Genomic DNA, 26882 nt, shown 5'->3' with positions numbered 1-26882 from the left:
CTCTTAGTTACACTTTTATAGTTATATAATAAGGGCATAAATATAAGGCATGTCAAAGCTATCACGCCTTATATTTTTATGTGTTATTTTACCCACTGCACGACCTGATCCATACTTCTTCTTGTCTTTTCACGCTTAGGTTCATGAATCCGGTAGCCAAACGCTACCATAACGGAAATATCATATTTAGCTTGTTCTAGTAGACCTTCTTCTTTTAAAATTTCATGGACTTGATCATAATTAAACCCTTCAATTGGACAAGAATCGATACCAATTTGAGCAGCCGACGTCATCATATTTCCAAGTGCAATGTATGATTGTTTACTTGCCCAGTCAAATAAAGCTCGTTTGCTTTCAAATAAATGAAAGTCATTCTCCTGGAAGTCTTTATAGCGAGGCATTAATGTTTGTAATACATCGTCTGGCACTTTTTTTACATGCTTTTGAAGATCTAATACGTACTCAGAATCGTATCTTGCATCTGTACGAGCAAGGATAATAACGAAATGACTGGCTGTAGGGATTTGACCTTGTGCTCCCCAAGAAACAGCTTTTAATTTCTTTTTCAAATCGTCATTTTCAACAACCAAAAACTTCCATGGCTCATACCCTACTGAGCTTGGAGATAAGCGACCCGTTTCTAAAATAAATTGAAAATCTTCATCGGAAATTTTCTTGGTTGGATCAAATTCTTTTGTGGCATGGCGAAATGTAAATGCGTCTAAAATTTCTTGTTTCTTATCTGTGTTGTTCATATGAAATCAATCCTTCTTTAAATATTAAGTAAAGAACCATTTAAAGGAATCTTTTCTCTCTATAGCGTGCAACTAAAGACTAGTTAACATACAATTTTATATAATTTCCGTTTATACATTTATAATAAATCCTATAAAACGCCTGAACAAGTACGCACATTTTTGTGGTATAGGATACTTTTTTATACCAATATACATGTTTATAGTATCTTAAGAGGGAATTTTATAAAAAGTGAGAAATGATGAAATAAAATAGATAAAGTTTCGCCATTGTTTCAGGGAGTATTTTGCTCTAGGCGTTAAATATATCTATCAAAATTTAAAAACCTATATATCCTATACACACATAGTTAACATAAAATATGTTCGCGAAAGTAGAAAAAGCACACACTCGTTGAGTAACAACGAGTGTGTGCTTTTTTATTTTCCTATTTCACTTCCACCTTATAGAAAATGATATTTACCATAAACCTAAATATTTTTCAAGTAAACAATCACTTAATTTGTGAAAAGTAACATAGTTTAATTTCCTTAAGAAGAATAGTTTTAAAGATAATTTTTTAAAAAGTTTGTATTTTTAAAATAAAAGTATAGACATTTAAAATTAAATGTCTATAATAATAAATTGTAAACGTTTTAAAAATAATTAAAGGGGTTAGGGAGATATGAAAAAGATTTTATTAGCTTGTAGCTCAGGGATGTCAACTAGTTTATTAGTAACAAAAATGCAAGATTATGCAAAAACAATTGGAGAAGAAGTGGAAATTTGGGCAGTTGGACAAGACCAAGCAAAAAAAGAGATGGAAAGAGCCGATGTTGTATTAATTGGTCCTCAAATGAGTTTTTTAAAAGGTGAGTTTCAAAAAGAAGCACAAAAATATGATATTGAAGTAGATGTAATTGATATGATGGCCTATGGAATGGCTGATGGAAAGAAAGCTTATGAACAAGCATTAAGTTTAATAGGTGATAAATGATGACAAAATTAGAGTTAGATAAGTTGACTGAAGAACAAATTAATTTTCAATTAATCCTTCATAGTGGAACGGCACGGAGCAAAATTATTCAATCCCTACGAGAGTATAGGGAGGGAAATGTTGAAGGTTCTAATACATTGCTACAAGAAGCAGAAAATGACTTAAAAATAGCACATGATGTGCACTTTCAAATGATTCAAAGGGAAGCAAATGGATTAAAGACAGAATTTTCTCTATTGCTTTTACATGGGGAAGATCATTTAATGTCTACCTTAACGATGAAAGAGTTAGTTAGAGAAATGCTTGAACTTTTTAAGGCAAAAAATCTCTAAGTTACTGACAATAGGGGGATCTTTTATGAAACAGGGTTTCTTTGAAAAATTAAGTAGTTATCTGGTTCCTATAGCTGGAAGACTAAATAACAATCGTTATTTATCTGTATTACGCGATGCCTTTATGTTAGCTTTTCCTCTTACAATTTTTGGTTCAATCGTAGTTGTTCTAATGAATCTACCATTTCTAGATAGGATTATGAGCGAAAGTAGCTTAAATACATTTCAATCAGCCTTTAATATCGCCCCACAAGCAACCATGAATATTATGTCTATTTTTGTAGTGTTTGGTATTGGCTACTATCTTTCCAAAAGTTACAATGTGGAAGCTGTATTCGGTGGAGCAATTGCTTTAGCATCTTTTCTGATTTTAACTCCATTTTTTCTAGAGGTGGAAGGGCAAGAAGCAATTCAAAATGTTATTTCCGTTGACAGGTTAGGAGCTAAAGGTATGTTTCTGGGGATGATTGTTGCCTTTACTTCTGCAGAAATATACAGATTCCTTGTACAAAAAGATCTTACGATTAAAATGCCAGCAGGGGTGCCACCTGCTGTAGCTAAATCATTCTCTGCTTTAATTCCAGCAGTTATTACGTTAACTGTTTTTCTTGGAATTAATATCTTAGTAACACAATTATTTAAAACAAATATGCATGATGTAATATACCACTTAGTGCAAGCGCCACTAGTAAACTTGGGTAGTGGAATTATTCCAACTTTAATTGCCGTTTTTGCTATACAGTTATTGTGGTTTTTCGGGTTACATGGACAAATTATTATTAACTCCGTAATGGATCCGATCTGGAACACTTTAGCGATTGAAAATTTGAATTCATATACGAAAACAGGGGAAGTTCCACATGTTATCAGTAAACCATTCATGGAAATTTATACGGTTGGTATGGGTGGCACAGGAATGACTCTTGCAGTGGTCATCGCAATCTTACTTTTTATGAAAAGTAAACAGATGAAGCAAGTCGCAAAGTTAGGGTTAGGTCCAGGTATTTTTAATGTTAATGAACCTATTATTTTTGGACTTCCAATTGTGATGAATCCTCTCATTATTGTGCCATGGATTTTGGCTCCAATGGTCGCAACATTGGTGTCGTATTTCGCTATGACTACAGGGATTGTGCCTCCTCCAACTGGTGTTACTGTTCCATGGACAGTCCCTATTTTCATTAATGGGATGATGGCAACTAACTCTTTAGCAGGAGGAATCTTACAACTTGTTAATTTCTTTATTGTATTAGCTATTTGGTTTCCGTTCTTGAGAATTATTGACCGAGTAAACGTTTTAAAAGAAAAAGAGAGCAATAGAGAAAAAGAAAGTGACGAAAAGAAAACGGATAATAAAGTATCTTAAGGATAAAAAGGAGAAATGGATATGAAAACAGTGGAAGAAGTAAGGGAAACTATACAATTTCAATTTCCAAAAGGCTTTTGGTGGGGTTCTTCTGCATCAGCAACTCAAACAGAAGGTGCCGCCGATAAAGACGGAAAAGGACAAAATATATGGGATTATTGGTATGAACAAGAACCTAGTCGATTTTTTAATGGAGTAGGACCAAATGAAACCTCTCAGTTTTATTCTCGATATAAAGAGGATATTGCCCTTATGAAAGAAATTGGCCATAACTCTTTTCGTTTATCTATCTCCTGGTCTAGAATGTTTCCAAATGGTGTGGGAGAAGTAAATGCTAAGGCGGTGGAATTCTATAATGATGTTATTAATGAGATGGTTGCGAATAAGATAGAACCATTTGTAAATCTATATCATTTTGATATGCCGATGGCTATGCAAGATATTGGTGGTTGGGCTAATCGTAAGGTTATGGAAGCCTATGTAGAATACGCAAAAACTTGCTTTACTTTATTCGGAGATCGGGTAAAAAAATGGTTTACTCATAACGAACCTATTGTTCCTGTAGAAGGTGGCTATCTCTACGATTTCCACTACCCAAATGAAGTGAACTTTAGAAAAGCAGTTCAGGTAGGTTATCATACCATTTTATCTAGTGCCAAAGCTATTCAAGTATATAAAGATTTGAAGCTAGATGGAAAGATAGGTATTATTCTTAACCTAACTCCTTCTTATCCAAGAAGTCAACATCCTGCTGATTTGAAAGCGTCTAAGATTGCGGATGCCATTTTTAATCGTTCTTTCCTCGATCCATCAGTGAAAGGTGAATTTCCAGATGAACTTATCGCTATTCTAAAGGAAGAGGAATTTACGCCCGTCATTGAAAAAGGAGATTTAGATGTAATTAAATCAAATACGGTAGACCTTCTAGGCATTAACTATTATCAACCAAGAAGGGTAAAAGCTAAGGAAAATCTGCCTAATCCAGAAGCTCCGTTCACACCCGAGCGTTACTTTGATAATTATATAATGCCTGGTCGTAAAATGAACCCACATAGAGGCTGGGAAATTTATGAAAAAGGAATCTATGATATTTTAATTAATGTTAAGGAGAATTACGGTAACATCGAATGCTTTATCTCTGAAAATGGTATGGGAGTAGAAGGGGAGGAAAGATTTCGCGATGAAGAAGGAATCATCCAAGATAGTTACCGTATTGAATTTATAAGAGAACATTTGAAATGGGTTCACAAGGCTATTCAAGAGGGATCAAATGTGAAAGGGTATCATTTATGGACATTTATGGATAATTGGTCGTGGACAAATGCCTATAAAAACCGATATGGATTTGTTTCAGTGAATCTCGATAAAGATGCTGAACGTACAGTTAAAAAAAGTGGCTATTGGTTCAAAAAGGTCTCCCAGGATAATGGATTTTAAAGAGGTGGTTCTACATACCATTTCTTTAAAGAAGGAGGAAAAGCATGGATCAGTATGTGGTTATTGATATTGGAGGTACTACCATTAAACATGCTGTTATGAACCATGAAGCAGAATGTTTAGAATCAGGATTTATTACCACCCCAAAGCAGGGAGAAAATCAAATTTTTAATAGATTACTTGATATTATTAATAGTTATCAAAAGCGTTTTATGATACAAGGGGTTGCATTAAGTGTCCCTGGTGCAGTTAACCCTGAAAATGGCTATGTTTACTTCGCGGGAGCCGTGACAGATTTGACCGGTAGGTACTTAAAAAAGGAATTAAGTATGTTAAACCTACCTATTGAATTAGAAAATGATGCAAATTGTGCAACCTTAGCTGAAAAATGGAGAGGAAATGCTACTAAATGTGAGAGTTTTATTTGTATCACAGTTGGCACAGGGATCGGTGGAGGAATCTTTATAAATGGTGATCTTTATAGAGGAAGAAAAGGAATGGCTGGAGAGTTTGGACTAATGTCTCTGTTATTTGATGAACAGTTAGAAACAACGCTAGATCGTTTTTCTTTCAGTAATCTAGGTTCTACTAGAGTTTTAGTTGAAAATATTTCAAATGGTCTCGGTCAAGAAGTCAGTGGGGAAGAAATATTTTTACTACAAGATAATATAACGGTTAACACATCTTTAAATAAATTTTATAATGCATTTACTTCAGGATGTACCAACATTATACACGCTCTAGCTCCTGAAAAATTGCTCATTGGTGGAGGAATTAGTGCACAACCTGAATTTATCAACAAAATTAAAGAAAGAATGGGAAGGATAAGGAAAGAAACATTAGATATTACAGAGGTAAGTAGTTGTTATTTTAAGAATGATGCAGGAAAAGTAGGTGCTCTTTACCACTTTTTGAAAAGGCAGAAAATCATATAACTTCAGGTAGAGAAAGAGATTTTTACATGTTCATATTTTTTATCACTGTGGTAGTTCCTCTAATAGCTTTGTATATATTATTAAATTATTGAAGATTATAATAGAAACTATAAATATTATCATAGAAATAAAGACTATAACAACTAATTTTTTTCGATATTAAAATAAAGTAAAATGGCTTGCTATATATACAGCTATGAATGGAGGAAACAAAATGAGCAAATATGAACACATTTCAAATGAAATGAGGAAAAGAGTACAAGAGGGTGAATATCCTAATGATCAACCTATTCCGGATGAAAAATCTCTTTCAAAGGAATTTGATTGCAGTCGTATGACGATGAAAAAAGCTCTCGATATATTAGTTGCTGAGGGATTACTATACCGTAAGCGTGGTCATGGAACATTTATTGTAAAGTCGGCTATCCAACATAATCTAGTTAATGTAACAGATAGAGAAAATTTAGGATTGACGGGTTTATTACAAAATAAAGACATTGAAAGCGAAATCATTCGGTTTAATGTGTTATTTCCATCAGAGAAAGTAGCTGAACACCTCTCTATTGACCATAATACACCAGTCTATCACATCATTCGCCTTCGTAATGTAGAAAATGAACCTTTCGTGATAGAAGAAACCTTTATGCCTACAAATATTATTGGAGGGATTAATGAGGAAGTTTTACATTCTTCTATTTATCACCATATAACTTATACGTTGGGATTAACAATAGGAGGCTCTCATAGAAAGATAAGGGCCGATAAACCAAATGAATTAGATCAAACTTATTTGGGGTGTGCTGCTGATGATCCGGTTCTCGAAGTGGAACAAGTTGCTTATCTAAATACAGGTATCCCTTTTGAATACTCATTTTCAAGACACCGTTACGATAAATTTGTCTTTACAACAGTTAATATCAGACGATAGAGAGCATCTTTATTTTCACCTGGTTACTTTACAAAGGGGGAATCATTATGATTTATGGGGGAATTGAAGCTGGGGGCACAAAATTCATTTGTGCTACCGGTAATGAGGATGGGGAAATTATTGAACAAATTCAAATCCCTACAACTAGCCCGAAAGAAACAATGCAAGAAGTAATCAGTTTCTTTCAGCAATTTACATTGAGAGCTATAGGAATTGGCTCATTTGGACCCTGTGATATTAACCCCAAAAGTGATACTTACGGTTGCATAACCTCTACTCCAAAAAAATTATGGAGAGATTACTCTATATTGGGGGCTCTTAAGAAGGAGTTCGAGGTTCCAATGACTTTTAATACTGATGTAAATGTAGCAGCCCTAGCAGAAACAAAATTAGGTGCAGCCAAAGGATTGGATAGTTGTTTATACATTACTGTAGGTACAGGAATTGGTGCAGGCGCAGTAGTAAATGGCCAACTTCTCCAAGGATTATCACACCCTGAAATGGGTCATATTCTAGTTCGTCGTCATCCAGATGATGTATATGAAGGAAAATGCCCTTATCATGGAGACTGTCTCGAAGGAATAGCAGCTGGACCTGCTATTAGAGATAGATGGGGAAAAGAAGCATATCAATTAGCTAGTAGATTAGAGGTATGGGAATTGCAAGCTTTCTATATTGCTCAAGCCTTAATGCACTATATTCTGATCCTTTCTCCTAAAAAGATTATTTTAGGTGGAGGAGTAATGAAGCAAAAACAGGTCTTTTCCCTCATTTATAATAAGCTTAGTGAATTGTTAAATAGTTACATCAATCTGTCGGAAATCTCTATCCATCCTCACGAATATATTGTCCCACCTGGATTAGGGGATCGTGCAGGAATTACTGGGGCGTTAATCCTTGCCCAACAGGGGTATCATAAAAAAATTCATTCATAAACACTATTTTAATAACCATTTATATTTAAAAGAGGTGCTTAATTATTATGGAACCTATTTTTTTAGAACCTATCTTTCATGAGAGAATTTGGGGTGGGTCCACATTAAAAGAAACATTTGGGTATAATATTCCCTCTACAAACACTGGGGAATGTTGGGCTATCTCTGCGCACGATAATGGACCTTCTATCATAAAAAGGGGCCCCTATGCAGGTAAAACATTAATCGACCTGTGGAAGGAGCACAGGGAACTTTTTGGGAATGAGCAAGGAGAGAAATTCCCCCTATTAACAAAAATTTTAGATGCTAATAAGGATCTATCAGTCCAGGTTCACCCGGATAATACTTATGCCCAAAAACACGAACATGGAGAATTAGGAAAAACAGAATGCTGGTATGTTATAGATTGCAAGGAAGGAGCAGAAATCATTTATGGTCATACTGCTCAAACAAAAGAAGAGTTTATTAGAATGATAGAAGATAAACAATGGAATGGCTTACTCCGTCGTTTGAAAATAAAACCAGGGGATTTCTTTTATGTCCCTAGTGGTACTATTCATGCACTAGGAGAAGGAACTTTGATTTTAGAGACACAACAAAGCTCTGATACAACGTATCGCGTATATGATTATAATCGTACGGATACGGAAGGGAGGAAACGGGAATTACATTTAGAAAAAGCTATAGAGGTAACAACGATTCCCCATGTAGATGTAGCTATTAAACCGTCCGTAGAAAAGAAGGAAGACGTAATTATTACTACATTCATAAAAGAAAAGTTTTTTTCCATATATAAATGGGATGTCAAAGGGAAAACTCAGTTTATTATGGATAAGCCATTTATGCTTTGTAGTGTAATAAAGGGAGAAGGTATGCTCCTCCAAGGTGAAAAGGAATACATCTTAGGGAAAGGAAGCCACTTCTTATTACCTAAACAGATTAATAAGTTTGAAATAGATGGGTCATGTGAAGTAATAGTTTCACACACGTAGAATAAATTGAATATTCGTAATATTCAGTTAAATTAAAATCAAGATATTCATTTTACTTTTTTAAACTAAAAATTTATGAATGTTAGCGTTTACTTATTTTGCTTCTTTCCAGTGAACTACGAAAGGGGTGAATGTTTGGTATTTTTTATAGAAAAAGAGTTCGAAATAAAAACTTTTATGAGGTGATTAAATGTCCATTATTAAGAAAGTTCCATTAATATTTCTGTGTCTCCTAATGTTTGCTACTTCTCTATTTATTTTTAAGCCTGAGGTAAAGGCAGCAACTAGATTTTACGTAAACGGAAACACTTTGTACGATGCAACGGGGAATCCATTTGTTATAAGGGGGATTAACCATGCTCATTCTTGGTTTAAAGATGATTCTGCTACGGCAATCCCTGCTATAGCAAAGACAGGGGCCAATACTGTTAGAATTGTCTTATCTGATGGAAGTCAGTATACCAAAGATGATATTAATACAGTGAAAAACCTTATATCCTTAGCTGAGCAGAATAACCTTGTTGCTATTCTAGAGGTGCATGACGCCACTGGGAAAGATGACATTAACTCATTAAACAATGCTGTTAACTATTGGATTAGTATCAAAGATGCCCTTATTGGAAAAGAAGATAAAGTTCTAATCAATATTGCTAATGAATGGTATGGTACTTGGGATGGAGCAAGTTGGGCTAATGGCTATAAACAGGCTATTCCTAAACTAAGAGATGCCGGACTCAATCATACATTAATTGTAGATTCTGCAGGTTGGGGACAATATCCAGTGTCTATTCATGATTATGGTAAGGAAGTGTTTAATGCTGATCCTATAAAGAATACAATGTTCTCTATTCATATGTATGAATATGCTGGTGGAGATGCCTCCACTATTAAATCAAATATTGATGGAGTACTTAATCAGGACCTTGCGTTAATCATTGGAGAATTTGGACATAAACATACAAATGGAGATGTTGATGAAGAAACAATTATGAATTACTCTCAACAGAAAAGTGTTGGGTGGTTAGCTTGGTCGTGGAAGGGAAATGGTCCAGAGTGGAGTTATTTAGATTTATCAAGTGATTGGGCTGGAAATAATTTAACTTCGTGGGGAAATACGATTGTAAATGGACCTAATGGTTTAAAGGCTACTTCTAAAATAAGTCCAGTCTTTGAAGGAGGAGATCATTCTGGTGGTTCAGATGGAGCTGAAAATACACTATATAATTTTGAAACAGGAACACAAAAATGGAGTGGTGAAAATGTAACAGGCGGACCTTGGTCAACGAATGAGTGGGCATCAAAAGGTAGCTTCTCTTTAAAATCCAATGTTCAATTAAATAGCAACTCTCAACATTATTTATCTCTAACTCAAAACCAGAATTTTAGTGGGAAATCTCAACTAACAGCAACTGTAAAGCATGCCAGTTGGGGAAGCATTGGGAATGGAATTAATGGGAAGTTATATGTAAAAACAGGATCTGATTGGAAATGGTTTGATGGAGGGAACGTAAAAGTCGATTCCTCCAATGGAACTATTTTAACCTTAGATTTATCATCTATTGCGAATTTAGGCGACATTAAAGAAATTGGCGTACAGTTTACAGGCTCTTCAAATAGTAGTGGGCAAACAGCTGTATATGTTGACAACGTAACAATTCAATAATCATTATAGAAGAATTTTTAATCATTTTATTAGCTAATCTCTGTTAAGGAGGGATTAGCTTTTTTTCGTTTTCTTAATTACCCTTTTATGTGAGGTGTGGAGCAGCAACTAATCATTCTAACAGTCAGAATAGTGAGTGGTGAAATGGAATTTCTAACTCTATTAGTAATGTTTTTAAATTATTCTAAAAGTATTATTTTATTTACAAAACCTTTAACCCGATAAAAGAATTTGTCTACCCTTTAGTATGAATATGATATACCAAGTTAGTTACTATAATGTTGATTAGAGGAAGTAAAAAAGCGCAAACAGGTTAATTAACCTGTTTGTGCTTTTTCTATTATGAACGCGCGTAATTGTCATATCCATCACTTATTTTTAATTACCCCGTGACTCTATAAAAAATGAATACAAACAGATGGTTCACAAAGTGAATGTCCGTAAAAATATACTTTTATGGACGCCTATTTGACTGATTAATTCCAGTTATTTTATAATTTTCCATGTATCTATAATATTCAGAACTTATATTAAGATTCTATATAGGTTAATTGCAAAAGAACTATATTTTAGAAAAAGTCATCAAGAGAAAGGATTTAGAAATGATTAACGGAATATTTGAAACACACATTAATGTATTAAATTTTGAAGAATCCTCGGATTTTTATAAAAAATTGCCTGGTATATCCCCCTTATATAAAGACGAAGGTAGAAAGTCTACGTTCTTTTGGGTTGGTGGTGAAGGTAAAGGCATGCTAGGGATAAGGGAAAACTATCCGAGCAAGGATGTCCAAAGACAGCACTTTGCTATCTCAGTTGATTTAGACAACCTTAAAAAAACTGCCATAGAAGTAAAGAAATTAGGAATTTCTATTAGTAACTTCTTTGAAGATAATTCAGGAGAATTATACGTATTCCCTTTTATGCCTGCTGTATCATTCTACTTCAAGGATCCTAATGGGCATTCCGTAGAATATATCTCTATGTTGGACGATAAACCTTTACCGGATAAACCGATTATGAAATGGAGTGAGTGGGAAAAGTTGAATGACAGATTGCCAAGGGACATCTTTTAGTTATTATCACTTTATAGGTCTCTATTAACGATAAAGGTTAACATAACACATTTTATCGGTACTAATAAAAAAAGCTCTTCTTAGGAGCTTTCTTTAGATGTAACATATATTTTTCTTTTACCATCCTTTTTGATTTCTTAATGTTGTAATATGGGCAATATGATGCTTTCCATGCCAAGCATAAGTAGCTATCAGCTGTTCAACAGTTATTTTACCGTTTTCAGGATGTTGAACAATTTTCTTTAAATCCTTTTCTTCAAGTGATTTTAACATTTTATGAAGACGCTCATGTAAAGCAGAAAGAAGATGGAGAGATACTTCAATAGGTAAATCATTATCAGGAAGCTTTGCCCAAGACACCTCATCATATGTATTAATAATAGGATCTCGCTCTGTTAAACCTAATTTAAAACGAATATAACCATTTAAATGTGAGTCAGCTAAATGGTGTACAACTTGACTTAATTTCCAACCACCTTCACGGTAGGGAGTAGCTAGTTGCTCTTCTGTTAGCCCTCTTACGGCTTCTGATAATTGTTTTGGAGCATTTCCAATGTCACTAATCCAACCTTGGATATCTTCTTTTTGGATATTTTCTTTTACTGTAAACTTTCCAATAGGATATTGATTAAACATATTTCTTCGTCCCTTTCTATTTTTATCAATATCTATTATAACAACTATATCTTCATATGATTTGAAATATTTGGAATAGAAATGCCCAATAAATAACTTAAAATTATATATACTTCATACATCCTAGTTAACATAAAATAAGTTACAGGAAGTAAAAAAGCGTAAACCCTTTGAGTGACAACGGGTTTACGCTTTTTATTGTCCTTTAGGTATACTTTTATGAATGGTTTGTTCCACGAGAATTTATTTAAGATATCTGGAGGAAAAATTAAAAAGAAAACAATTAGTTCTCTTTTTGGCTATTTCATTTCGGGATACAACCATGGAATTTCAGGAGGTATACCTGCCTCTGGGAGTAAATAGACGAACACAAAGTATAGACATATCAATATCCCGAATAAGGTAACAAATGAAGAGAGCATTACATTTTCTCTCTTAATGAGTCCGTATCCTCCTAATAACATACTTATTATTCCTAAAGATAATTCAAATAGAGCTGATGGGTATACGGAATAATGATTATAAATATGTATTCTAAATGAATTAAACAGTGTAATAAATAAAACAAAGATAATCTGAAGCGTTAATCCTATGTAAGATGTAGCCATAAAGCCCTCCCTTTATTCATTGTCAAAATGAATTTAATATAAAAATTTATTGTTTAACAATAAATTTTTATTGATTTTGTTTATATACAAATCTATATATATCACTCATGTGATGAAATTTACCAATGAGTAGTTACCATAATAGATCTTCTAGGAAGTAATAAAAGCTCAGACTCATTGAATTACAATGAGTTTGAGCTTTTTCTTACCCTTTAAGTATACTTTTACGGACTGTTTTCAATTTATTGATATTTTTTTAATACAATGGTTGCATTATGACCTCCGAAGCCAAATGAATTAGATAAACCTACATGAACGTTGGCTTGGCGAGCAACACCTGGTACATAATCTAAATCACATGATGGATCCTGATTTTCTAAGTTGATAGTTGGGGGAATAATGCCTTCCTTCAAGCTCATGGCTAAAGCAATAGCCTCCACTCCCCCAGATGCCCCTAACATATGGCCAAACATTGATTTATTAGCTGTAATGGGAATTTCATAAGCATGTTTTCCAAATAGCTTTTTAATGGCTAGGGTTTCCGATATATCACCTACTTTTGTACTTGTAGCATGTGCACTAATCACATCGATATGTTGAGGAGATATATTAGCATTTTTTAAAGCAGCTTTCATAGCAAGGTAAGCCCCTTTACCTTCCGGGTGTGTCGCTACCATATGGTGGGCATCAGAACTTGCACCATACCCCATAACTTCTGCATAGATGTTAGCTTTTCTACGTAAAGCATGAGATAGAGATTCTAATATTAGAATTCCTGCTCCTTCTGACATGACAAACCCGTCTCGATCTTCATCAAACGGACGACTGGCTTTAGTCGGTTCGTTGTTTCTTGTTGATAATGCTGTAGCATTTCCAAAACTAGCGATAGATAAGTCTGTTATAGCCGCCTCTGTTCCTCCTGCAAAAATAACATCAGCTTCTCCAGAACGAATGAGTCTAAATGCTTCTCCAATCGCTGTGTTTCCAATGGCACAAGCTGAAACAGGTGACATAGAAGGACCCATAGCATTCCACTTAATACTAATCTGCGCTGCGGCAGCATTAGAAATCATCGCTGGTACTAGAGTGGGGCTGACTCTTCTTGGTCCCTTCTGTCTTAGAACATCAATATTTTCAATTAAGGTTTGAATTCCTCCTATACCTGAACCTACATATACCCCTAGTCTTTCTTCATCTATATCATCAAGATTTAACTTAGAATCTGCCCATGCCTGTTCAGCTGCAACTAAAGCAAATTGAGAAAAGCGATCCAAACGTTTTGCTTCTTTCTTTCCTAAGATTTCATTTGCATCAAAATCTTGCACAATGCCCGCAATTTTTGTTTTATGTTCATTGGCATCAAATGTATCAATGGAGGATATACCAGACTCCCCTTTTATTAGATTGCTCCAAAATGTTTCTATATTATTTCCGATAGGGGACATGACTCCCATACCTGTCACAACAACTCTTTCCACTTCTTTTTCCTCCAAACAAGTAATATACTTGTATTCTACATTTTGTTTATCCTATTACAAGTTGTTGTTTATCCTAGTATAATTACTACTAGGTTAATGAATATGATAAGGAGTTTTGAACATGAACGATAAAACGAGGCTTGAAGCTTTGTCGACATTTCTAAAAACGAAGCGTGCTCAAATTAAGCCAGAGACGATTGGATTACCTACTGGAACTAGGAGAAGAACACCAGGGTTAAGAAGAGAAGAAGTTGCCCAATTAGCCGGAGTCAGTACAACTTGGTATACATGGCTAGAACAAGGACGAGACATAAAAGTTTCTTCTGTTGTATTAGAATGTATCTCTACGGCCCTTCAATTAAATAACGATGAAAGAGACTATTTATATGATTTAGCATTAGAAGTAAAATCAGAGGTTGCCCACCCAAAAAAAGAACAATCAAAGCTCACGCCTTCTTTGGAAAAAATATTAACTGAGTTGACTTATTGTCCAACTATCGTTACAGACCGACATTGCCATATTGTTGGGTGGAATCCAGCAGCTGCACATGTTTTTTTAAACTTTGAACAAGTGCCAGAACATGAAAGGAATTTAATTCGTTTAGTCTTTACAAGAAAAGAATTAAAAACATTAGCTGTCAATTGGGAACACTTTGCGAAAGGTTTCCTTGCCATTTTTCGTACTTATTACGGTCACTATTTAGGCGATGGATGGTACAACCAGTTTATCAAAGAAATGAGTGAGTCTCATCCTGAATTCCAAGCTTTATGGCAAGAAAGTCAAGTCAGTAAAGCCCCGGAAATGATGATTGAATTTAGACATGCTAAAGCAGGAAAAATGTTGTTTAATTTAACTTCCCTTCAAGTTCAAGGGGAGATGGATTTACGTTGTAGTATTTATACACCAGTAGAGGAAACAGATACAGAAAATAAATTAAAGCGATTAATGAAGAGAATATCCGTTGAAAAAGGATAAAGTAATTTCATTCTATATCCCTTTATGAAGTTATAAAACTGTCCGAAATAATGCCGTATTTCTTCTTTATTAAAAGTCATTTAAGAAGAATTAGTTAACATAAAATATGTTATTAGCAGTAAAAAAGCACAGATCTGTTGATTAATAATGATTTGTGCTTTCTTACTTAGCGAGCGTACAAAGTCATTACTATCTTTTCTGTTCCATTGTCTTTTTTATAATCAATAATTTATTTGAATAAAAAATACCCCCATAAAATTTAATTAGCAACAGATGTTGACTAAATGTTCTGAATAATATAAGATTAAAAAACAAAACACATACGTATGCGTAAAATTAAGAGATTTAAAGTTAGTATGACCTTTATGCTAAAGAGATTTCGAGTAGTATCTTTAAATTTTAATTATTAGAAATGCTATATTCTTAGGATACTGAAGTAGTCTGTCCTGAAAAGTTTGGATATTTCAAATACGTCTACGTTTTTATGCATACGCATGCGTAAAATAAAGTAAAAGAGGCATGAAGCTATTATGGCAATCACTACAAAAGATATTGCGAAAATCGCGAATGTAAGTCAATCCACAGTATCGAGATGTTTAAATGACAGTCCGATGATTTCAGAGAAAACCAAGAAAAGGATATTAAAAATTGCACAGGAACATGGTTTTCAATTCAACGCGCATGCAAGGAGCTTAAGCGCCAATAAAACGTATACAATTGGTGTAATCCTCCCTAAAAGTTTGTTTGATTTTGAAGGGGAAATGCATTTTAGGTCATGGCAGAACGAACTAATAGAAAGTTTAGAACGAATGGAATTTGATGTTATGGTTTCCTTTTTTGAGAACAGATTTACAAAACAGAATAACATTAAGAGACTTATCACAGCCAAAAAAGTAGATGGACTTATCATTTTAGAGCCCTCTTTAGATGATGAAACCATAACGATTTTAGAAGAAACTGATATTCCTTTTATCTTTTGCAAGTATCTTCCGTCCTTTTATAAAACAAGAGATGTAGATTTTGTATGTGTGGATCAATTTAAGGGAGGATATATAGCTACTGATCACTTGCTTAAACAGGGCCACAAAAATATAATATCTATTTCGGCCAATCATATAGGTGGTGAATTTGATCTAAGGACAGAGGGATTTAAAGCCTCTTTACGCGATCATAATCTTCAGTATGATAAGGATATGGTGTTTTATGGAGATACCACATTTCAGTCAGGTTACCAAGTCATAAAAGATAATATAGAGAAGCTAAAAAATGTAACAGCTATCTTTGTTCAAAATGATTTGATGGCTTTGGGAGCCATATCGGCATTAAAAGAATGTGGTATTAATGTTCCAGGAGATATGGCGGTTGTAGGATTTGATGATATTGAATTATGCACCTTCTATAAACCGTACCTTACTACTGTATGTCAACCAACTAAAGAAATCGCAGCTTTGACATGTAAGCGTTTAATTGAAAAACTAAATTCAACAGACTCTGATTTAAAGCAAAAGCTTGAGATTAGTCCTACCTTAGTTACGAGAGAATCGTGTGGAATAAATCTTTGAATTTATTCCACCTTCTATATATTTTTTTACTGTTTTACGCATACGTATGCGTAAATTTAGTTCCAAGAAAATAAAAAGAAAAGGATGATACACCATGGAGAAAAAATTAACAGGAAAAACGTGCATTGTTACAGGAGCTGCAAGAGGAATAGGAAAGGAATTAGCTACCAAATATGCTGAGCAAGGAGCTAATGTTGTATTAATGGATTTAAATAAAGAAATGGTGGAAGCAACTGCAAAAGAAATTGCAGATTTAGGAGCGACCGTATTACCTCTTGTAGTCAACGTAACTTCATCCCAAGAGATTAATGAGGCAATAAAGGAGGTTGAGTCACACTTTACAAAGATTGATATTTTAGCAAATTGCGCTGGTATCTCTACCTCTAGATTAATCTTAGACATCGAAGAAGCAGAATGGGACGCAGTCTTTAATGTGAACTTAAAATCGGTTTATTTACTAAGTAAGGCTGTCGGAAAGAATATGATTAAGAACGAGGTAAAAAACGGAAAGATCGTTTCTATTTCATCACAAGCCTCAAAAGTCGGAGAACTAGGGAATGGCGCATATTGTGCTTCCAAAGCTGGACTCAATTCATTAACCCAAGTTCTTGCGCTTGAACTAGCTCAATATGGAATTTCCGTAAATGCAGTTTGTCCTGGTTTTGTCGATACTGAAATGTTACAAGAAGTCTTTCAAAAAAGAAGCTCAATTGAAGGTAAGGCACCAGCAGAATATGAAGAACTCTTAACAAGTCAAGTTCCTATGGGAAGGTTAGCCCAACCTAGTGAAATTGCAGATTTAATGCTGTTTTTAAGTAGTGAGAGTGCTAACTATATTACGGGTACTGCTATGACAATTGCTGGTGGAAAAACATTAATCTAAGACAAAGGAGTTTTTATTATGCGAATGAGTTTAGTTACAGATTGTTTAGATTTTATGTCTCTTGAAGAGGTAGCGAATACAGCCGTATCGTTGGGCTATGATACATTAGAATTTGCTTGTGGGAATTGGTCTAAGGCGCCACATGTAGATTTAGATAGTTTACTAGAAAGCTCTATCGAACGTGATAAATTTGTAAGCGTTTTAAAAGAAAGAAATCTCTCCATTGAAGCTCTGAATTGTTCAGGTAATCAGTTAGCTCCAAATGAAGAAGGACGGGAACATCAAATCGTTGTAGAAAAAACATTTAGACTCGCAGAACTATTAGGGGTAAAAACGATAAATATGATGTCTGGACTTCCAGGAGGGGGTCCGGGAGAAACAACGGCAAACTGGATTACCACTAGTTGGCCACCAGTTAATGTTGAAATCTTAAATTGGCAATGGAATGAAGTCGCATTACCTTATTGGGAAGATAACGTAAAAAGAGCAAAAGAACACGGCATAGAGAGAATTGCTTTAGAAAATCATGGCTCGCAACTCGTTTACAATCCAGAAACACTCTTTAAGTTAAGAAATCACGTTGGAGACATGATTGGAATGAACTTTGATCCTAGCCATCTTATGTGGATGGGAGGAGACCCTATTAAGGCATTAAGAACCCTAGGAACAGCTATATATCATGTTCATGCTAAAGACACACGGATTGAAAGAGGGATCGTTGATATAGATGGGGTGCTGGATACAAAAACGATTGATAATTTCATAAATCGTTCTTGGAATTATGTAGCCCTAGGTCATGGTCATGATGTTAGTTGGTGGAAGGAATTCTTTTCCGTGCTCAGTATGGTTGGTTACGATGGAACAGTCAGCTTAGAAATGGAAGATTTAACGATGGATCCACTTGTTGCTTTAAAAAAATCGACCTCTGTATTAAAGGAGGCTCTACCTAAGGATTTTGATTAAGTAAAAAGGCATTTCATTCTATTAAAACAAATCTTTAGTATTTTCCTGAATCAAATACTATTAAACAGGAAAGGGACATGGACATGAACAAATCCGTTAACCAAAATCACATGTCATTTTTGAGTACGATTGTTTTAGTCTCAACCTTCGGAGGACTCCTCTTCGGTTATGATACTGGGGTAATCAATGGAGCTTTGCCTTATATGTCGGATGATTTTAAATTAACTTCATTCACAGAAGGTCTTATTACGAGTATTCTTCTTCTAGGAGCTGCAATAGGTGCTATATTTGGTGGACGACTCTCAGATGGAATTGGGCGTCGTAAAAACATTCTTTTTCTTTCTATTTTATTCTTTATTTCGACTATCGGGTGTACTTTTTCGCCAAATGTAATAGGAATGGTCATTTTTCGATTCTTATTAGGCATGGCCGTAGGTGGAGCATCCGTAGCTGTTCCCACCTTTATAGCTGAAATGTCCCCTTCTGATCGAAGGGGACGCATGGTTACTCGCAATGAATTAATGATTGTAGGTGGACAATTATTGGCCTTTGTCTTTAATGCTATTCTTGGAAATATGATGGAAGATGTAGGAGTTTGGCGTTACATGTTAGCTATAGCTGCTGTTCCAGCCATTTTCTTATTCTTTGGAATGGTGAAAGTACCCGAAAGTCCACGTTGGCTTATAAAAAAGGGGAGGAACGAGGAAGCATTAAGTGTTCTTCGTAAGATACGAACAGAGGAGCAAGCACAGGCTGAACTTAAAGAAATTGGGACGGCAGTAGCTGCAGAGTCAGGATTGAACGAAGCATCCTTTAAGGATATTGCTGTCCCTTGGATGCGTCGTATTATATTCTTAGGTATTGCTATCTCCTTCGTTACGCAAGCTACTGGAGTCAATTCCATCATGTATTATGGAACGGAAATCCTTAGGCAAGCAGGTTTTGGAACTTCAGCAGCCTTAATCGGAAATATTGCAAACGGTGTCATTTCTGTGTTAGCCACTATTGTTGGGATTTGGCTACTTGGTAAGGTGGGACGTCGTCCAATGATGTTAACTGGTTTAACAGGAACGACATTGACACTCTTACTCATTGGAATTCTCTCATTTACAGTGAAATCATCTGAGATACTTCCATATGTGATGTTGATATTAACCGTTACCTTTCTTGCCTTTATGCAGGGAGCCATTGGCCCCGTATTATGGGTTTCTCTATCCGAAATTTTCCCGTTACGTTTAAGAGGCTTTGGTATGGGGATTAGCGTATTTTTTCTTTGGATGACAAACTTTGTAATTGGTTTATTATTCCCCATTATGCTTGACAAAATGGGGTTGTCATCCACATTTCTTATGTTTGCAGGAATAGGTTGCATATCCATTTTCTTAATGGCAAAGCTCTTGCCTGAAACCAAAGGACGTACACTTGAAGAAATTGAAGTCTCTTTCCGTACCTACTATGATGGTACAACCAATAAGAATATTGGCTCTAATTCCGCGGAAACTCAAATAAAGTAGATTTAAAAACTATAGAATGATAGAGTTTGTCAATATAGACATCCTTGACTTAGGAAGTATTATATCTTTAAATTAGAAAGCTCTTTCGAGTTGGGATATACATATATTAGTCAACCTAATAACATATCCCATATTACAACCCCTTTGCTAATACGATGCAAAGGGGGTATTTTTATTGCAAGAAACTCAATGATATTAGTTACCATAATGTTGATTATAAGAACCTGATATATCTACCGTTACTAAAAAATAAGCAGTGTACCTATGACACTGCTTATTTTAGATCATTTAATTTATTGGTGACGGAGCTTATCAATTTCTTCTTGTGTAAGTCCTGTCAGTTTACTTATTGTTTTACTATCCATGCCTTCTTGAATCATACCTAAAGCAACTTTCAAGACTCCTCTTTTTTCCCCTATCTTTTCTCCCTCTATTTTCCCAAGGTTTTCAGCACGTTTTAATGCAGATTTTTCATCCAATAAAGCCTTTCTTCTTGCTTCATAAGCTAGTAAAACTTCGGGGTCTTGACTCACACGTTCCCATTCATCTATGGCTTTCTTCAATACGTGATCTTCCTGCATCGCAATCTCCTCCAGTACTTGAGTGATTTCTTCATCTTCCGATGCTTCAAGTAATAATAACCATCTTACTAATTGGTCTTCTCGTGGATCGACTTCTTTTCTACGCCACTTAATCAAAAGTTTAGGAAGTTCCATAAAATGAATTTCTAACATGTCCGTTAACAACAATTTTTCTTCTCGTTCATATAACTGAAAGACGGAATGATAATGATTGATATGAGACAAATAACGGAAGTTTACAATGTTAATGGTAATCGTTTGGCATAACTCCCCATAGTCCATTCCTTCCTTCATCTGACTGCTATACATCTTAGACCAATAGTAAAGCGTTCTTTTCTCCATATCATGTTTATTATTTAGTTGAATCTCTATGTTTATACGGGTTCCATCTTCTAATTGAGCATGAACATCTAGGATGGAGCGTTTATCTTCCTGGTTTTCTTTATTAAAATGTGGATCTAATAAGTGAACGGTCGTAATTTTCTTTTCTTCCGGTAAACGTAGAGCTGCATTTAAAAAAGCAGCTAAAATGGACTCATTTCCATGCGTTCCAAAAAGGGATTTAAAGGCAAAATCGACACGTAAATCTAATCGCTTTGTCATGATATCCTCCGTGATTTCTTCTTTTCTTTTAGTATAACATGAGTTGTACTTTTTCTTCTTAAGTATACTTTTATGGACGTTTTATTCTATAAAAGTTATTGAGGATGTGTAGGTTTTAAGTGAAAAATTTAAATGTTTTGTATAATGTAGTGGAGGAGGGATGAAATGAATGATTGAAGGATTATACGAAACACATTTACCAGTGAGCAATTTAAAACGTTCAATAGACTTCTATAAAGGACTTGGTCTAGAATTTTCGCATAGTCATGAGGGTAGGTTGGCATTTTTGTGGATTGAAAAGAATAAAAGTTGGTTAGGACTTTGGGAAACAGATAAAGTAGAACTAGAATATCATCCTTCCATAAGGCACATTGCTTTTCAAGTTTCTTTAGATGGTTTAAAACATTCCATTTCATGGTTAAATGAAAGAGGATATAAACCTAGAGAAGCATTTGGTTTCGAACCTGTTGAACCATTCGTTATGGCATACAGTGGTATGGCTCATGCCAAGATTCATTTTAATGATCCGGATGGAAATAGCCTAGAGTTTATATGTAAGATAGATAATCCTAAGAATATTACAAAACGAATGTATTTAAGTGAATGGGAACAATTAAATCAAGATAATTAATGCTTCTCAAGGGGGCACATAATATAAAGGGTAATTAAAGGGCTTGAATTTTGCATTCAGTAGTGGTGTTCTACAAAACCATAAGATAAATGCAAAATCCAGGCCTTTATTTATATATTTTCAAGGTAACAACTACTATATGTTTGTGGAAGTGTTCCCTATATCTCCCACAAATCCCCTTGTCAATGATTTACTTCTCTTTCACGTAAAGAGAAATCCTTTTATATAGTTTTCATGTTTTCTTTTGAAATGGAAACTGCCCCCACACCTACCACAACTGTCCTTGTCTTACCTTTAATAAAGAGTAAGATATATAAACATATGTGTATATCAATCTATAAAATTGTCTATCATTATATAGATTCTATCATTCATGATTAAATGAACTATTTGAATAAAAATAATTAAAACTCCTTTCTTTCATTTAATTTTTTTTAATTGGGTTATTACTTTTATTAACATAAATTTGACACCTTTTCTTTCATAAGAAAAGTCATTAAAAGTACCAATTAAATAAGTATCCATCTTAGGGTGATAAAACAAATAGGCCCCTGTGGCACCTGCATGTCCCCAGACATTAAATAATTTTGGCATAAGTAGTGGAACTGTTTTAAACTGCATAATGCCATAACCATACTCAATTCCTACCCCATACTTCGCTTTATCGTTCATCATTTTCTCAAGGGTTTCCTTTTTTACTAATTTATAGGTTACTAACGCTTGCATGAATTTCAACATATCTTCCCCAGTAGATACTACTCCACCACCTGCATAGTCGAGACTTGCATATCCTTTGTGATTAGTTATGTTCTTTTTATTAACATAAAAGTCTGCTAAATGTTGGGTATCTTTGTCCAATGGATTAGAATAGTGTAGCACAGATGAATTCATCATACTGAGGGGTTGATAAATATATTGTTTCATAGCTACATGAAAAGGTAATCCTGTTATTTTTTCTATGATTAATCCTAATAGATGAAAGTTAGTATCAGTATATTTAAAGCCGTTACCTGGAGGGAAATGAGGTTTTTGATGTGTTTTTGCCCAAATAATTGCCTCTTGTGGGCTTATGGTAAAGTTTGGATCATTCAGAATTCTTTCTAGTAATGGACGGAAATTATCATACAAACCGGACGTTTGATTGAGTAGATGTTTAATTTTAATCTCATTCGTATAATCTTTACCTTTATAAATATGAAGATGTTTGACTAATTCTTGATCTAAATATTGGGTAATATAGTCCTCGAATGATAATTGACCGTTTTCATATAAAATACTAATCAAAACTGACGTGAATATTTTTCCTACGCTTGCCATATATGCTGGCTGTTTTGGATTCATTGACCCTCCTGTAATATTTAAATGGATACCTTTCTTTTTGTACTCGTTTTATGAATGATTTTTTAATTGAACTGATTACTTTTTCATTTTGTTTTGTTTGCATAGACATCCCCCATTATTTGATATTAATTTTATTCCCTTAACCTGCATCGTTACTTTAGGTACAAAAATTCACCATCTTTGGATTAACTTTAACCTAATTATAATTATTCTGTAATTTAATTTTTCATACTCCTATTTCGTAAGGGATAGTCCCCAATTGAAGAATCTCAATCTCAAAATTAGACAATCATTTCACCCTTCCTAAGCATCTTAATATTGTATTTTTTTGAAATTATAATATAAATGGATGTATTTCAGCTTGTATATCATATAAACTTCTAGTTAAGTCGGGTAAGCGAGGGGCATCGCTGCCCCTAACTCCCCTAAGAACCGTACGTGAGGTTCGAGTAGGAGCCCAGCGAGCCACCATCGGTGGATGGCGCTTTTCCAGACCCCTCTCGCGGAACGAAACGTGAGAGTTTCCTACTCATTTCGCTCCCCAGTAGTTAACAGTTAGCCAATTTTCTTTCCATCGTATGTCCCTGAGTGTATGCTGATATGGCATTTTTCACAGACAGCCAATGTCTTTCTGTTCATAGCTATCATTCTCTTTACCCAGTTGGCTTGTTCTCTGCCTGTTTTTCTTAGGTCTTTTAGTTTTTTAACGTGGTGTATTTGAATTTTTTCGTGAGAACTGCAAAGTTCGCAAGTGTCATTTAATAATCTATCTATCAACTGACTTCTTGTGTTGTAGATTTGTGTTGGTGTATCTTCAATCTTTACACTCTTTTGAAATTTAATTTCAAATCCACCAAAGTAGGCTATTAGTGGTTTTTTCTTTTCTCTTTCAACGACTACCTGAATGACCTTAAGTTCTTTTGCCTTTTGTTTTACTTTTCCCTTTATAAACCTAGTTGATTTGTATTTCTTGTACATCTTGTTAAGCTTAGACTTATACTTATTGGCAAGTGTTTTCATCAAGGAGAGTTCCATCGTTCTTTTTACTTTGCCCATTCTGTGGACGTTATAAGCCATCATATAGTATTGAATAAAACCCCTAAACTCTGATTGATATTGACTTATAATATCATAGTCCGAATTGATGGTTCTTTCAGGCTTGTGAATGGGTTTTCCCTTTTTCATATATTCTTTCTCTTTCAGGTTCATTACTTCTTGGGGAACTCTTAGTCCAATAGCTCCGTTAATGTTTCTTTGTCCTCGCTTATCTAGTTTGGTATCACTATGCAGTACATGGATATCATAGCCTAGGAATCTAGCGTATTGTGTTTTACCGTGAGTAATTAATGTCTTTTCTTTACTTAAATTCAGTTTCAGTTCATTCGTTAGGAAATCTGCGATTTCTTGCTTAATAATTTCAGCTTCTTTTTTACTCCCTGAAACCCCCATTAACCAATCGTCAGCATAACGAATGTAGTAGAGCCTTCTAAAATTTTCATCGTGTGTATCTTTCGATGGAATTTTATGTGCTTCTTTCTTCAACTTTGCTACGACATCCCATTCCTTACGGTATGTATGCCTGCTGATTAGTTTTTGTAACTTTTTATATTCTGGGCTGGCAGTACGTCTAGTTCCTTTTGTATACCGTGGGATAAGCTTGCTCTCAACGAATTTGTCTAGCCTATCCATATAGATATTTGCTAGTAATGGACTAAGCACGCTACCTTGAGGGCAACCACTTAGTGTCTGATTGTATTTCCAGTCTTCCATATAGCCGTTTTTCAATAGGTTTGTTAAAAGCCGTAGGAGACGGTTGTCTTTGACCTTTTCACCCAAGATATTAATTAAAATATCGTGGTCTATATTGTCAAAGCAGCCTTTAATATCTCCTTCGATGAACCATTTAACACTTTTCCAACCACCTTTAAATTTGATTTCTTCCAGGGCGGATTGGCAGCCACGGTTCGTGCGGAATCCATGCGACCGATCGCTAAATTGTGGCTCATAGTAAGCTCCTAAAATCAACTTAATTACTTCTTGTAACAACTTATCAGACCAAGAGGGAATACCTAAGGGACGTTTTTTATTGCTGTTTTTCTTGTTGATGTATTCTCTTCTAACGGGCGTCCATCGGTACCGTTCCGATTGCAAACTCTCAATGATGTCATCAATTTTCTTAAGCGACATCCCATCAACTGTTTCTCCATCGGAACCTGCTGTCATTGCTCCATTATTTGCGTAAAGATTTTGATAAGCCATTAGGTAGAATTCCTTTTTGAATAAAAGTCGATAAACTCTTTCAATTGGAGTTCTATTTTTACCTTTTTTGCTAATGATACTTAAAACTTTTACGGCGTTCTGCATTTCGCATACCTCCAAGTTTTTGTTATCGTAACTACCTATTTTCCTTCCCCTAATCTTCCACTTACTTGGTCACCCTTTGGGTGGTACTATCGATTCAACGGCACACATTACGGTCCGTCTGTGCAGAGTCCATTACAGCTCCACATTGGGTACTATGAAAATTCCGTAACCCTAGGAGTCTCCCCCCGTAGGCAATCTCGTGTTCTCCGTTATTAGAACGTTTAGCTCAACTTAGGTTCTCCATTCATTTCCTTACCTGAATTCATTATTCAGTGTCTCCTAACCTTGGATTTCCTCATGCGAAAGGCTTACATGAGTATGTTAGGGTAGGGAAGTTTAAACTGTGTATCCCTGATGTGAGTTTCCATCACTGGAAATTGGAGTTCAAGCAGTAACCATATTGTGCAGAACTTGCCAAGCGATACCATAACAGTTTTCCGTGTATCCTTGGCGTTACTACTATGCTCTTGTCCCCTTAGTCTTTTCGACCTTAGGTGAAGTAGCTGTTCTCAAAGTATTTTCCAAGGACTTCGGTTCGATTATCGAACAATCCTAATAACGAATGACACGACGCACCCTTTCAACTCATACGGCTCAAGCCTCCCATTGCAGGTCCATTTGCTGTCGTATCTTCGTCACACACCATAATGGTAAGTAAAACGTACGCCGACGCTCCAAATGGAGGTATACATAACAGTACGTTTCTTTCGTCAAAAGATAGCCACAACCTTATGTGCCTACGAGAGACCAACGAGAAGTCAGCTCCCTTTCGGGCCTATCATAAGTTTGTCCGTAAGGACGATAGTATCCATCCAGTTATACAGTTTCCTGCTTTCCTGTTCTCTTTCGAGATAATGGCATTCGCTTTTACCCTCTGTCACATCGTTTGATCTTACGATCTCCCTACTGTTTATACAGATGACAAAGGGCTTACCAAGTTTCGCATCTTATAGATACGCCGAGGTTAGGTGGGTTCTTTACTCCGGGCAAGATGCGGGACGCGTCACAGTAGCATTATGAATCTACTTTTCCTCTTACCAATACCCAGGCAAATCTATGCACTATCCTGAGCTAATCATTACGAAGCTTACAAACCTTCACTTTCGTTCACCATACTCATCTTCCCCTAGCAGTGTTCCGAGCCGTGCACTGACTCTCTGTTTCCGCATTTCCGCATGCAACCCACGAGCCCGTTACCAGGACCGCAGTTTTGGACAGGGATAGTTTTTGCGTCTAAACTAGTGGCGTGAGCCACACTATATAAAAGCGACTTCTTGTCGCACCATAAAATAGATTATCGGCAATAAAAAAGAGCAAACCTGTTGTGATATGATCCCCTTATAGTA

At 35.2% G+C, this 26882-nt stretch carries 23 protein-coding genes; 16 read left to right on the top strand and 7 right to left on the bottom strand.

Annotation, left to right across the window (positions count from 1 at the left end; translation table 11 throughout):
• Positions 1-83: 83 nt before the first annotated feature.
• The gene (locus MOC86_RS20210) at positions 84-755 is read right to left on the bottom strand and encodes an NAD(P)H-dependent oxidoreductase (protein ID WP_268585804.1); all 672 of its coding nucleotides are present in this window, start codon (positions 753-755) and stop codon (positions 84-86) included.
• Positions 756-1420: 665 nt separating this feature from the next.
• Between MOC86_RS20210 and MOC86_RS20205 the strand changes: the two genes are divergently transcribed.
• The 10 genes from MOC86_RS20205 to MOC86_RS20160 all read left to right on the top strand — a co-directional run bounded on the left by MOC86_RS20205 (position 1421) and on the right by MOC86_RS20160 (position 11396).
• Positions 1421-1732 (top strand): PTS sugar transporter subunit IIB, encoded by a 312-nt coding sequence (locus MOC86_RS20205; protein ID WP_268585803.1) that lies wholly within the window; start codon positions 1421-1423, stop codon positions 1730-1732.
• On the top strand, positions 1732-2064 hold the full coding sequence (locus MOC86_RS20200) for a PTS lactose/cellobiose transporter subunit IIA (RefSeq protein ID WP_268585802.1): 333 nt from the start codon (positions 1732-1734) through the stop codon (positions 2062-2064). The genes MOC86_RS20205 and MOC86_RS20200 overlap by 1 nt, the downstream gene beginning before the upstream one ends.
• Positions 2065-2089: 25 nt before the next feature.
• Complete coding sequence (celB, locus tag MOC86_RS20195) at positions 2090-3430, top strand: PTS cellobiose transporter subunit IIC (protein ID WP_268585801.1); 1341 nt, start codon at positions 2090-2092, stop codon at positions 3428-3430.
• Between the two features lie 21 nt (positions 3431-3451).
• Positions 3452-4867 carry a glycoside hydrolase family 1 protein gene (locus tag MOC86_RS20190; RefSeq protein WP_268585800.1) on the top strand — a complete coding sequence of 472 codons (1416 nt, stop codon included), beginning with the start codon at positions 3452-3454 and terminating at the stop codon, positions 4865-4867.
• A gap of 44 nt (positions 4868-4911) precedes the next feature.
• Positions 4912-5802 carry an ROK family protein gene (locus MOC86_RS20185; RefSeq protein ID WP_268585799.1) on the top strand — a complete coding sequence of 297 codons (891 nt, stop codon included), beginning with the start codon at positions 4912-4914 and terminating at the stop codon, positions 5800-5802.
• A gap of 214 nt (positions 5803-6016) precedes the next feature.
• Complete coding sequence (locus MOC86_RS20180; RefSeq protein WP_268585798.1) at positions 6017-6730, top strand: GntR family transcriptional regulator; 714 nt, start codon at positions 6017-6019, stop codon at positions 6728-6730.
• A gap of 47 nt (positions 6731-6777) precedes the next feature.
• Entirely contained in the window at positions 6778-7665 is an 888-nt protein-coding gene (locus tag MOC86_RS20175) for an ROK family protein (protein ID WP_326847750.1), read from the top strand.
• A gap of 41 nt (positions 7666-7706) precedes the next feature.
• Positions 7707-8657 carry a mannose-6-phosphate isomerase, class I gene (gene manA / locus MOC86_RS20170; RefSeq protein WP_268585805.1) on the top strand — a complete coding sequence of 317 codons (951 nt, stop codon included), beginning with the start codon at positions 7707-7709 and terminating at the stop codon, positions 8655-8657.
• A 190-nt stretch (positions 8658-8847) separates the two neighbouring features.
• Positions 8848-10320, top strand: coding sequence for a glycoside hydrolase family 5 protein (locus MOC86_RS20165; RefSeq protein ID WP_268585797.1), 1473 nt, complete (start codon positions 8848-8850; stop codon positions 10318-10320).
• Between the two features lie 602 nt (positions 10321-10922).
• Positions 10923-11396 (top strand): VOC family protein, encoded by a 474-nt coding sequence (locus MOC86_RS20160; protein WP_268585796.1) that lies wholly within the window; start codon positions 10923-10925, stop codon positions 11394-11396.
• A 117-nt stretch (positions 11397-11513) separates the two neighbouring features.
• Here MOC86_RS20160 and MOC86_RS20155 read toward each other — a convergent pair whose 3' ends face one another.
• From MOC86_RS20155 to fabF, 3 genes are all read right to left on the bottom strand, one after another.
• Positions 11514-12032, bottom strand: a complete 519-nt coding sequence (locus MOC86_RS20155) for a YfiT family bacillithiol transferase (RefSeq protein WP_268585795.1) — start codon at positions 12030-12032, stop codon at positions 11514-11516.
• A gap of 299 nt (positions 12033-12331) precedes the next feature.
• Positions 12332-12640: a hypothetical protein gene (locus tag MOC86_RS20150; RefSeq protein WP_268585794.1), complete on the bottom strand. Its 309-nt coding sequence runs from the start codon at positions 12638-12640 to the stop codon at positions 12332-12334.
• 242 nt (positions 12641-12882) lie between these two features.
• Complete coding sequence (fabF, locus tag MOC86_RS20145) at positions 12883-14118, bottom strand: beta-ketoacyl-ACP synthase II (protein WP_268585793.1); 1236 nt, start codon at positions 14116-14118, stop codon at positions 12883-12885.
• Between the two features lie 121 nt (positions 14119-14239).
• On the opposite strand from fabF, the gene MOC86_RS20140 reads away from it, so the two are divergent.
• The 5 genes from MOC86_RS20140 to MOC86_RS20120 all read left to right on the top strand — a co-directional run bounded on the left by MOC86_RS20140 (position 14240) and on the right by MOC86_RS20120 (position 20016).
• Positions 14240-15094, top strand: coding sequence for a helix-turn-helix transcriptional regulator (locus MOC86_RS20140; RefSeq protein ID WP_268585791.1), 855 nt, complete (start codon positions 14240-14242; stop codon positions 15092-15094).
• Positions 15095-15624: 530 nt separating this feature from the next.
• Entirely contained in the window at positions 15625-16656 is a 1032-nt protein-coding gene (locus MOC86_RS20135; protein ID WP_268585790.1) for a LacI family DNA-binding transcriptional regulator, read from the top strand.
• Positions 16657-16750: 94 nt separating this feature from the next.
• On the top strand, positions 16751-17539 hold the full coding sequence (locus MOC86_RS20130) for an SDR family NAD(P)-dependent oxidoreductase (RefSeq protein ID WP_268585788.1): 789 nt from the start codon (positions 16751-16753) through the stop codon (positions 17537-17539).
• Positions 17540-17557: 18 nt separating this feature from the next.
• The gene (locus tag MOC86_RS20125; protein ID WP_268585787.1) at positions 17558-18502 is read left to right on the top strand and encodes a sugar phosphate isomerase/epimerase family protein; all 945 of its coding nucleotides are present in this window, start codon (positions 17558-17560) and stop codon (positions 18500-18502) included.
• 83 nt (positions 18503-18585) lie between these two features.
• Positions 18586-20016 carry a sugar porter family MFS transporter gene (locus MOC86_RS20120; protein WP_268585786.1) on the top strand — a complete coding sequence of 477 codons (1431 nt, stop codon included), beginning with the start codon at positions 18586-18588 and terminating at the stop codon, positions 20014-20016.
• A gap of 293 nt (positions 20017-20309) precedes the next feature.
• Here MOC86_RS20120 and MOC86_RS20115 read toward each other — a convergent pair whose 3' ends face one another.
• The gene (locus tag MOC86_RS20115) at positions 20310-21200 is read right to left on the bottom strand and encodes an Rpn family recombination-promoting nuclease/putative transposase (RefSeq protein WP_268585784.1); all 891 of its coding nucleotides are present in this window, start codon (positions 21198-21200) and stop codon (positions 20310-20312) included.
• Positions 21201-21369: 169 nt separating this feature from the next.
• Here MOC86_RS20115 and MOC86_RS20110 point away from each other — a divergent pair, with 169 nt between their 5' ends.
• Positions 21370-21831, top strand: a complete 462-nt coding sequence (locus MOC86_RS20110) for a VOC family protein (RefSeq protein WP_268585783.1) — start codon at positions 21370-21372, stop codon at positions 21829-21831.
• Between the two features lie 420 nt (positions 21832-22251).
• On the opposite strand, the gene MOC86_RS20105 is transcribed toward MOC86_RS20110, so the two are convergent.
• Entirely contained in the window at positions 22252-23172 is a 921-nt protein-coding gene (locus MOC86_RS20105) for a serine hydrolase domain-containing protein (RefSeq protein ID WP_268585782.1), read from the bottom strand.
• Between the two features lie 555 nt (positions 23173-23727).
• Positions 23728-25536 carry a reverse transcriptase/maturase family protein gene (locus tag MOC86_RS20100; protein WP_268585781.1) on the bottom strand — a complete coding sequence of 603 codons (1809 nt, stop codon included), beginning with the start codon at positions 25534-25536 and terminating at the stop codon, positions 23728-23730.
• Between the last annotated feature and the right edge of the window lie 1346 nt (positions 25537-26882).

This window comes from Priestia endophytica (assembly GCF_026790145.1).
GTDB lineage: Bacteria > Bacillota > Bacilli > Bacillales > Bacillaceae_H > Bacillus_I > Bacillus_I endophytica_A.
The sequence above is the reverse complement of the archived record's forward strand: the minus strand, read 5'-3'. Positions and strand labels throughout refer to the sequence as shown.

Excerpts from the sequence above, each read along its gene's own strand:
- MOC86_RS20110 (WP_268585783.1), top strand. The coding sequence starts at position 21,370 with ATGATTGAAGGATTATACGAAACACATTTACCAGTGAGCAATTTAAAA.
- MOC86_RS20185 (WP_268585799.1), top strand. The coding sequence starts at position 4,912 with ATGGATCAGTATGTGGTTATTGATATTGGAGGTACTACCATTAAACAT.
- MOC86_RS20155 (WP_268585795.1), bottom strand. The coding sequence starts at position 12,032 with ATGTTTAATCAATATCCTATTGGAAAGTTTACAGTAAAAGAAAATATC.
- MOC86_RS20160 (WP_268585796.1), top strand. The coding sequence starts at position 10,923 with ATGATTAACGGAATATTTGAAACACACATTAATGTATTAAATTTTGAA.
- MOC86_RS20100 (WP_268585781.1), bottom strand. The coding sequence starts at position 25,536 with ATGCAGAACGCCGTAAAAGTTTTAAGTATCATTAGCAAAAAAGGTAAA.
- MOC86_RS20115 (WP_268585784.1), bottom strand. The coding sequence starts at position 21,200 with ATGACAAAGCGATTAGATTTACGTGTCGATTTTGCCTTTAAATCCCTT.
- MOC86_RS20120 (WP_268585786.1), top strand. The coding sequence starts at position 18,586 with ATGAACAAATCCGTTAACCAAAATCACATGTCATTTTTGAGTACGATT.
- MOC86_RS20205 (WP_268585803.1), top strand. The coding sequence starts at position 1,421 with ATGAAAAAGATTTTATTAGCTTGTAGCTCAGGGATGTCAACTAGTTTA.
- MOC86_RS20200 (WP_268585802.1), top strand. The coding sequence starts at position 1,732 with ATGACAAAATTAGAGTTAGATAAGTTGACTGAAGAACAAATTAATTTT.
- MOC86_RS20140 (WP_268585791.1), top strand. The coding sequence starts at position 14,240 with ATGAACGATAAAACGAGGCTTGAAGCTTTGTCGACATTTCTAAAAACG.
- MOC86_RS20165 (WP_268585797.1), top strand. The coding sequence starts at position 8,848 with ATGTCCATTATTAAGAAAGTTCCATTAATATTTCTGTGTCTCCTAATG.
- celB (WP_268585801.1), top strand. The coding sequence starts at position 2,090 with ATGAAACAGGGTTTCTTTGAAAAATTAAGTAGTTATCTGGTTCCTATA.
- MOC86_RS20190 (WP_268585800.1), top strand. The coding sequence starts at position 3,452 with ATGAAAACAGTGGAAGAAGTAAGGGAAACTATACAATTTCAATTTCCA.
- MOC86_RS20125 (WP_268585787.1), top strand. The coding sequence starts at position 17,558 with ATGCGAATGAGTTTAGTTACAGATTGTTTAGATTTTATGTCTCTTGAA.
- MOC86_RS20150 (WP_268585794.1), bottom strand. The coding sequence starts at position 12,640 with ATGGCTACATCTTACATAGGATTAACGCTTCAGATTATCTTTGTTTTA.
- MOC86_RS20135 (WP_268585790.1), top strand. The coding sequence starts at position 15,625 with ATGGCAATCACTACAAAAGATATTGCGAAAATCGCGAATGTAAGTCAA.
- MOC86_RS20105 (WP_268585782.1), bottom strand. The coding sequence starts at position 23,172 with ATGAATCCAAAACAGCCAGCATATATGGCAAGCGTAGGAAAAATATTC.
- MOC86_RS20130 (WP_268585788.1), top strand. The coding sequence starts at position 16,751 with ATGGAGAAAAAATTAACAGGAAAAACGTGCATTGTTACAGGAGCTGCA.
- MOC86_RS20210 (WP_268585804.1), bottom strand. The coding sequence starts at position 755 with ATGAACAACACAGATAAGAAACAAGAAATTTTAGACGCATTTACATTT.
- MOC86_RS20175 (WP_326847750.1), top strand. The coding sequence starts at position 6,778 with ATGATTTATGGGGGAATTGAAGCTGGGGGCACAAAATTCATTTGTGCT.
- MOC86_RS20180 (WP_268585798.1), top strand. The coding sequence starts at position 6,017 with ATGAGCAAATATGAACACATTTCAAATGAAATGAGGAAAAGAGTACAA.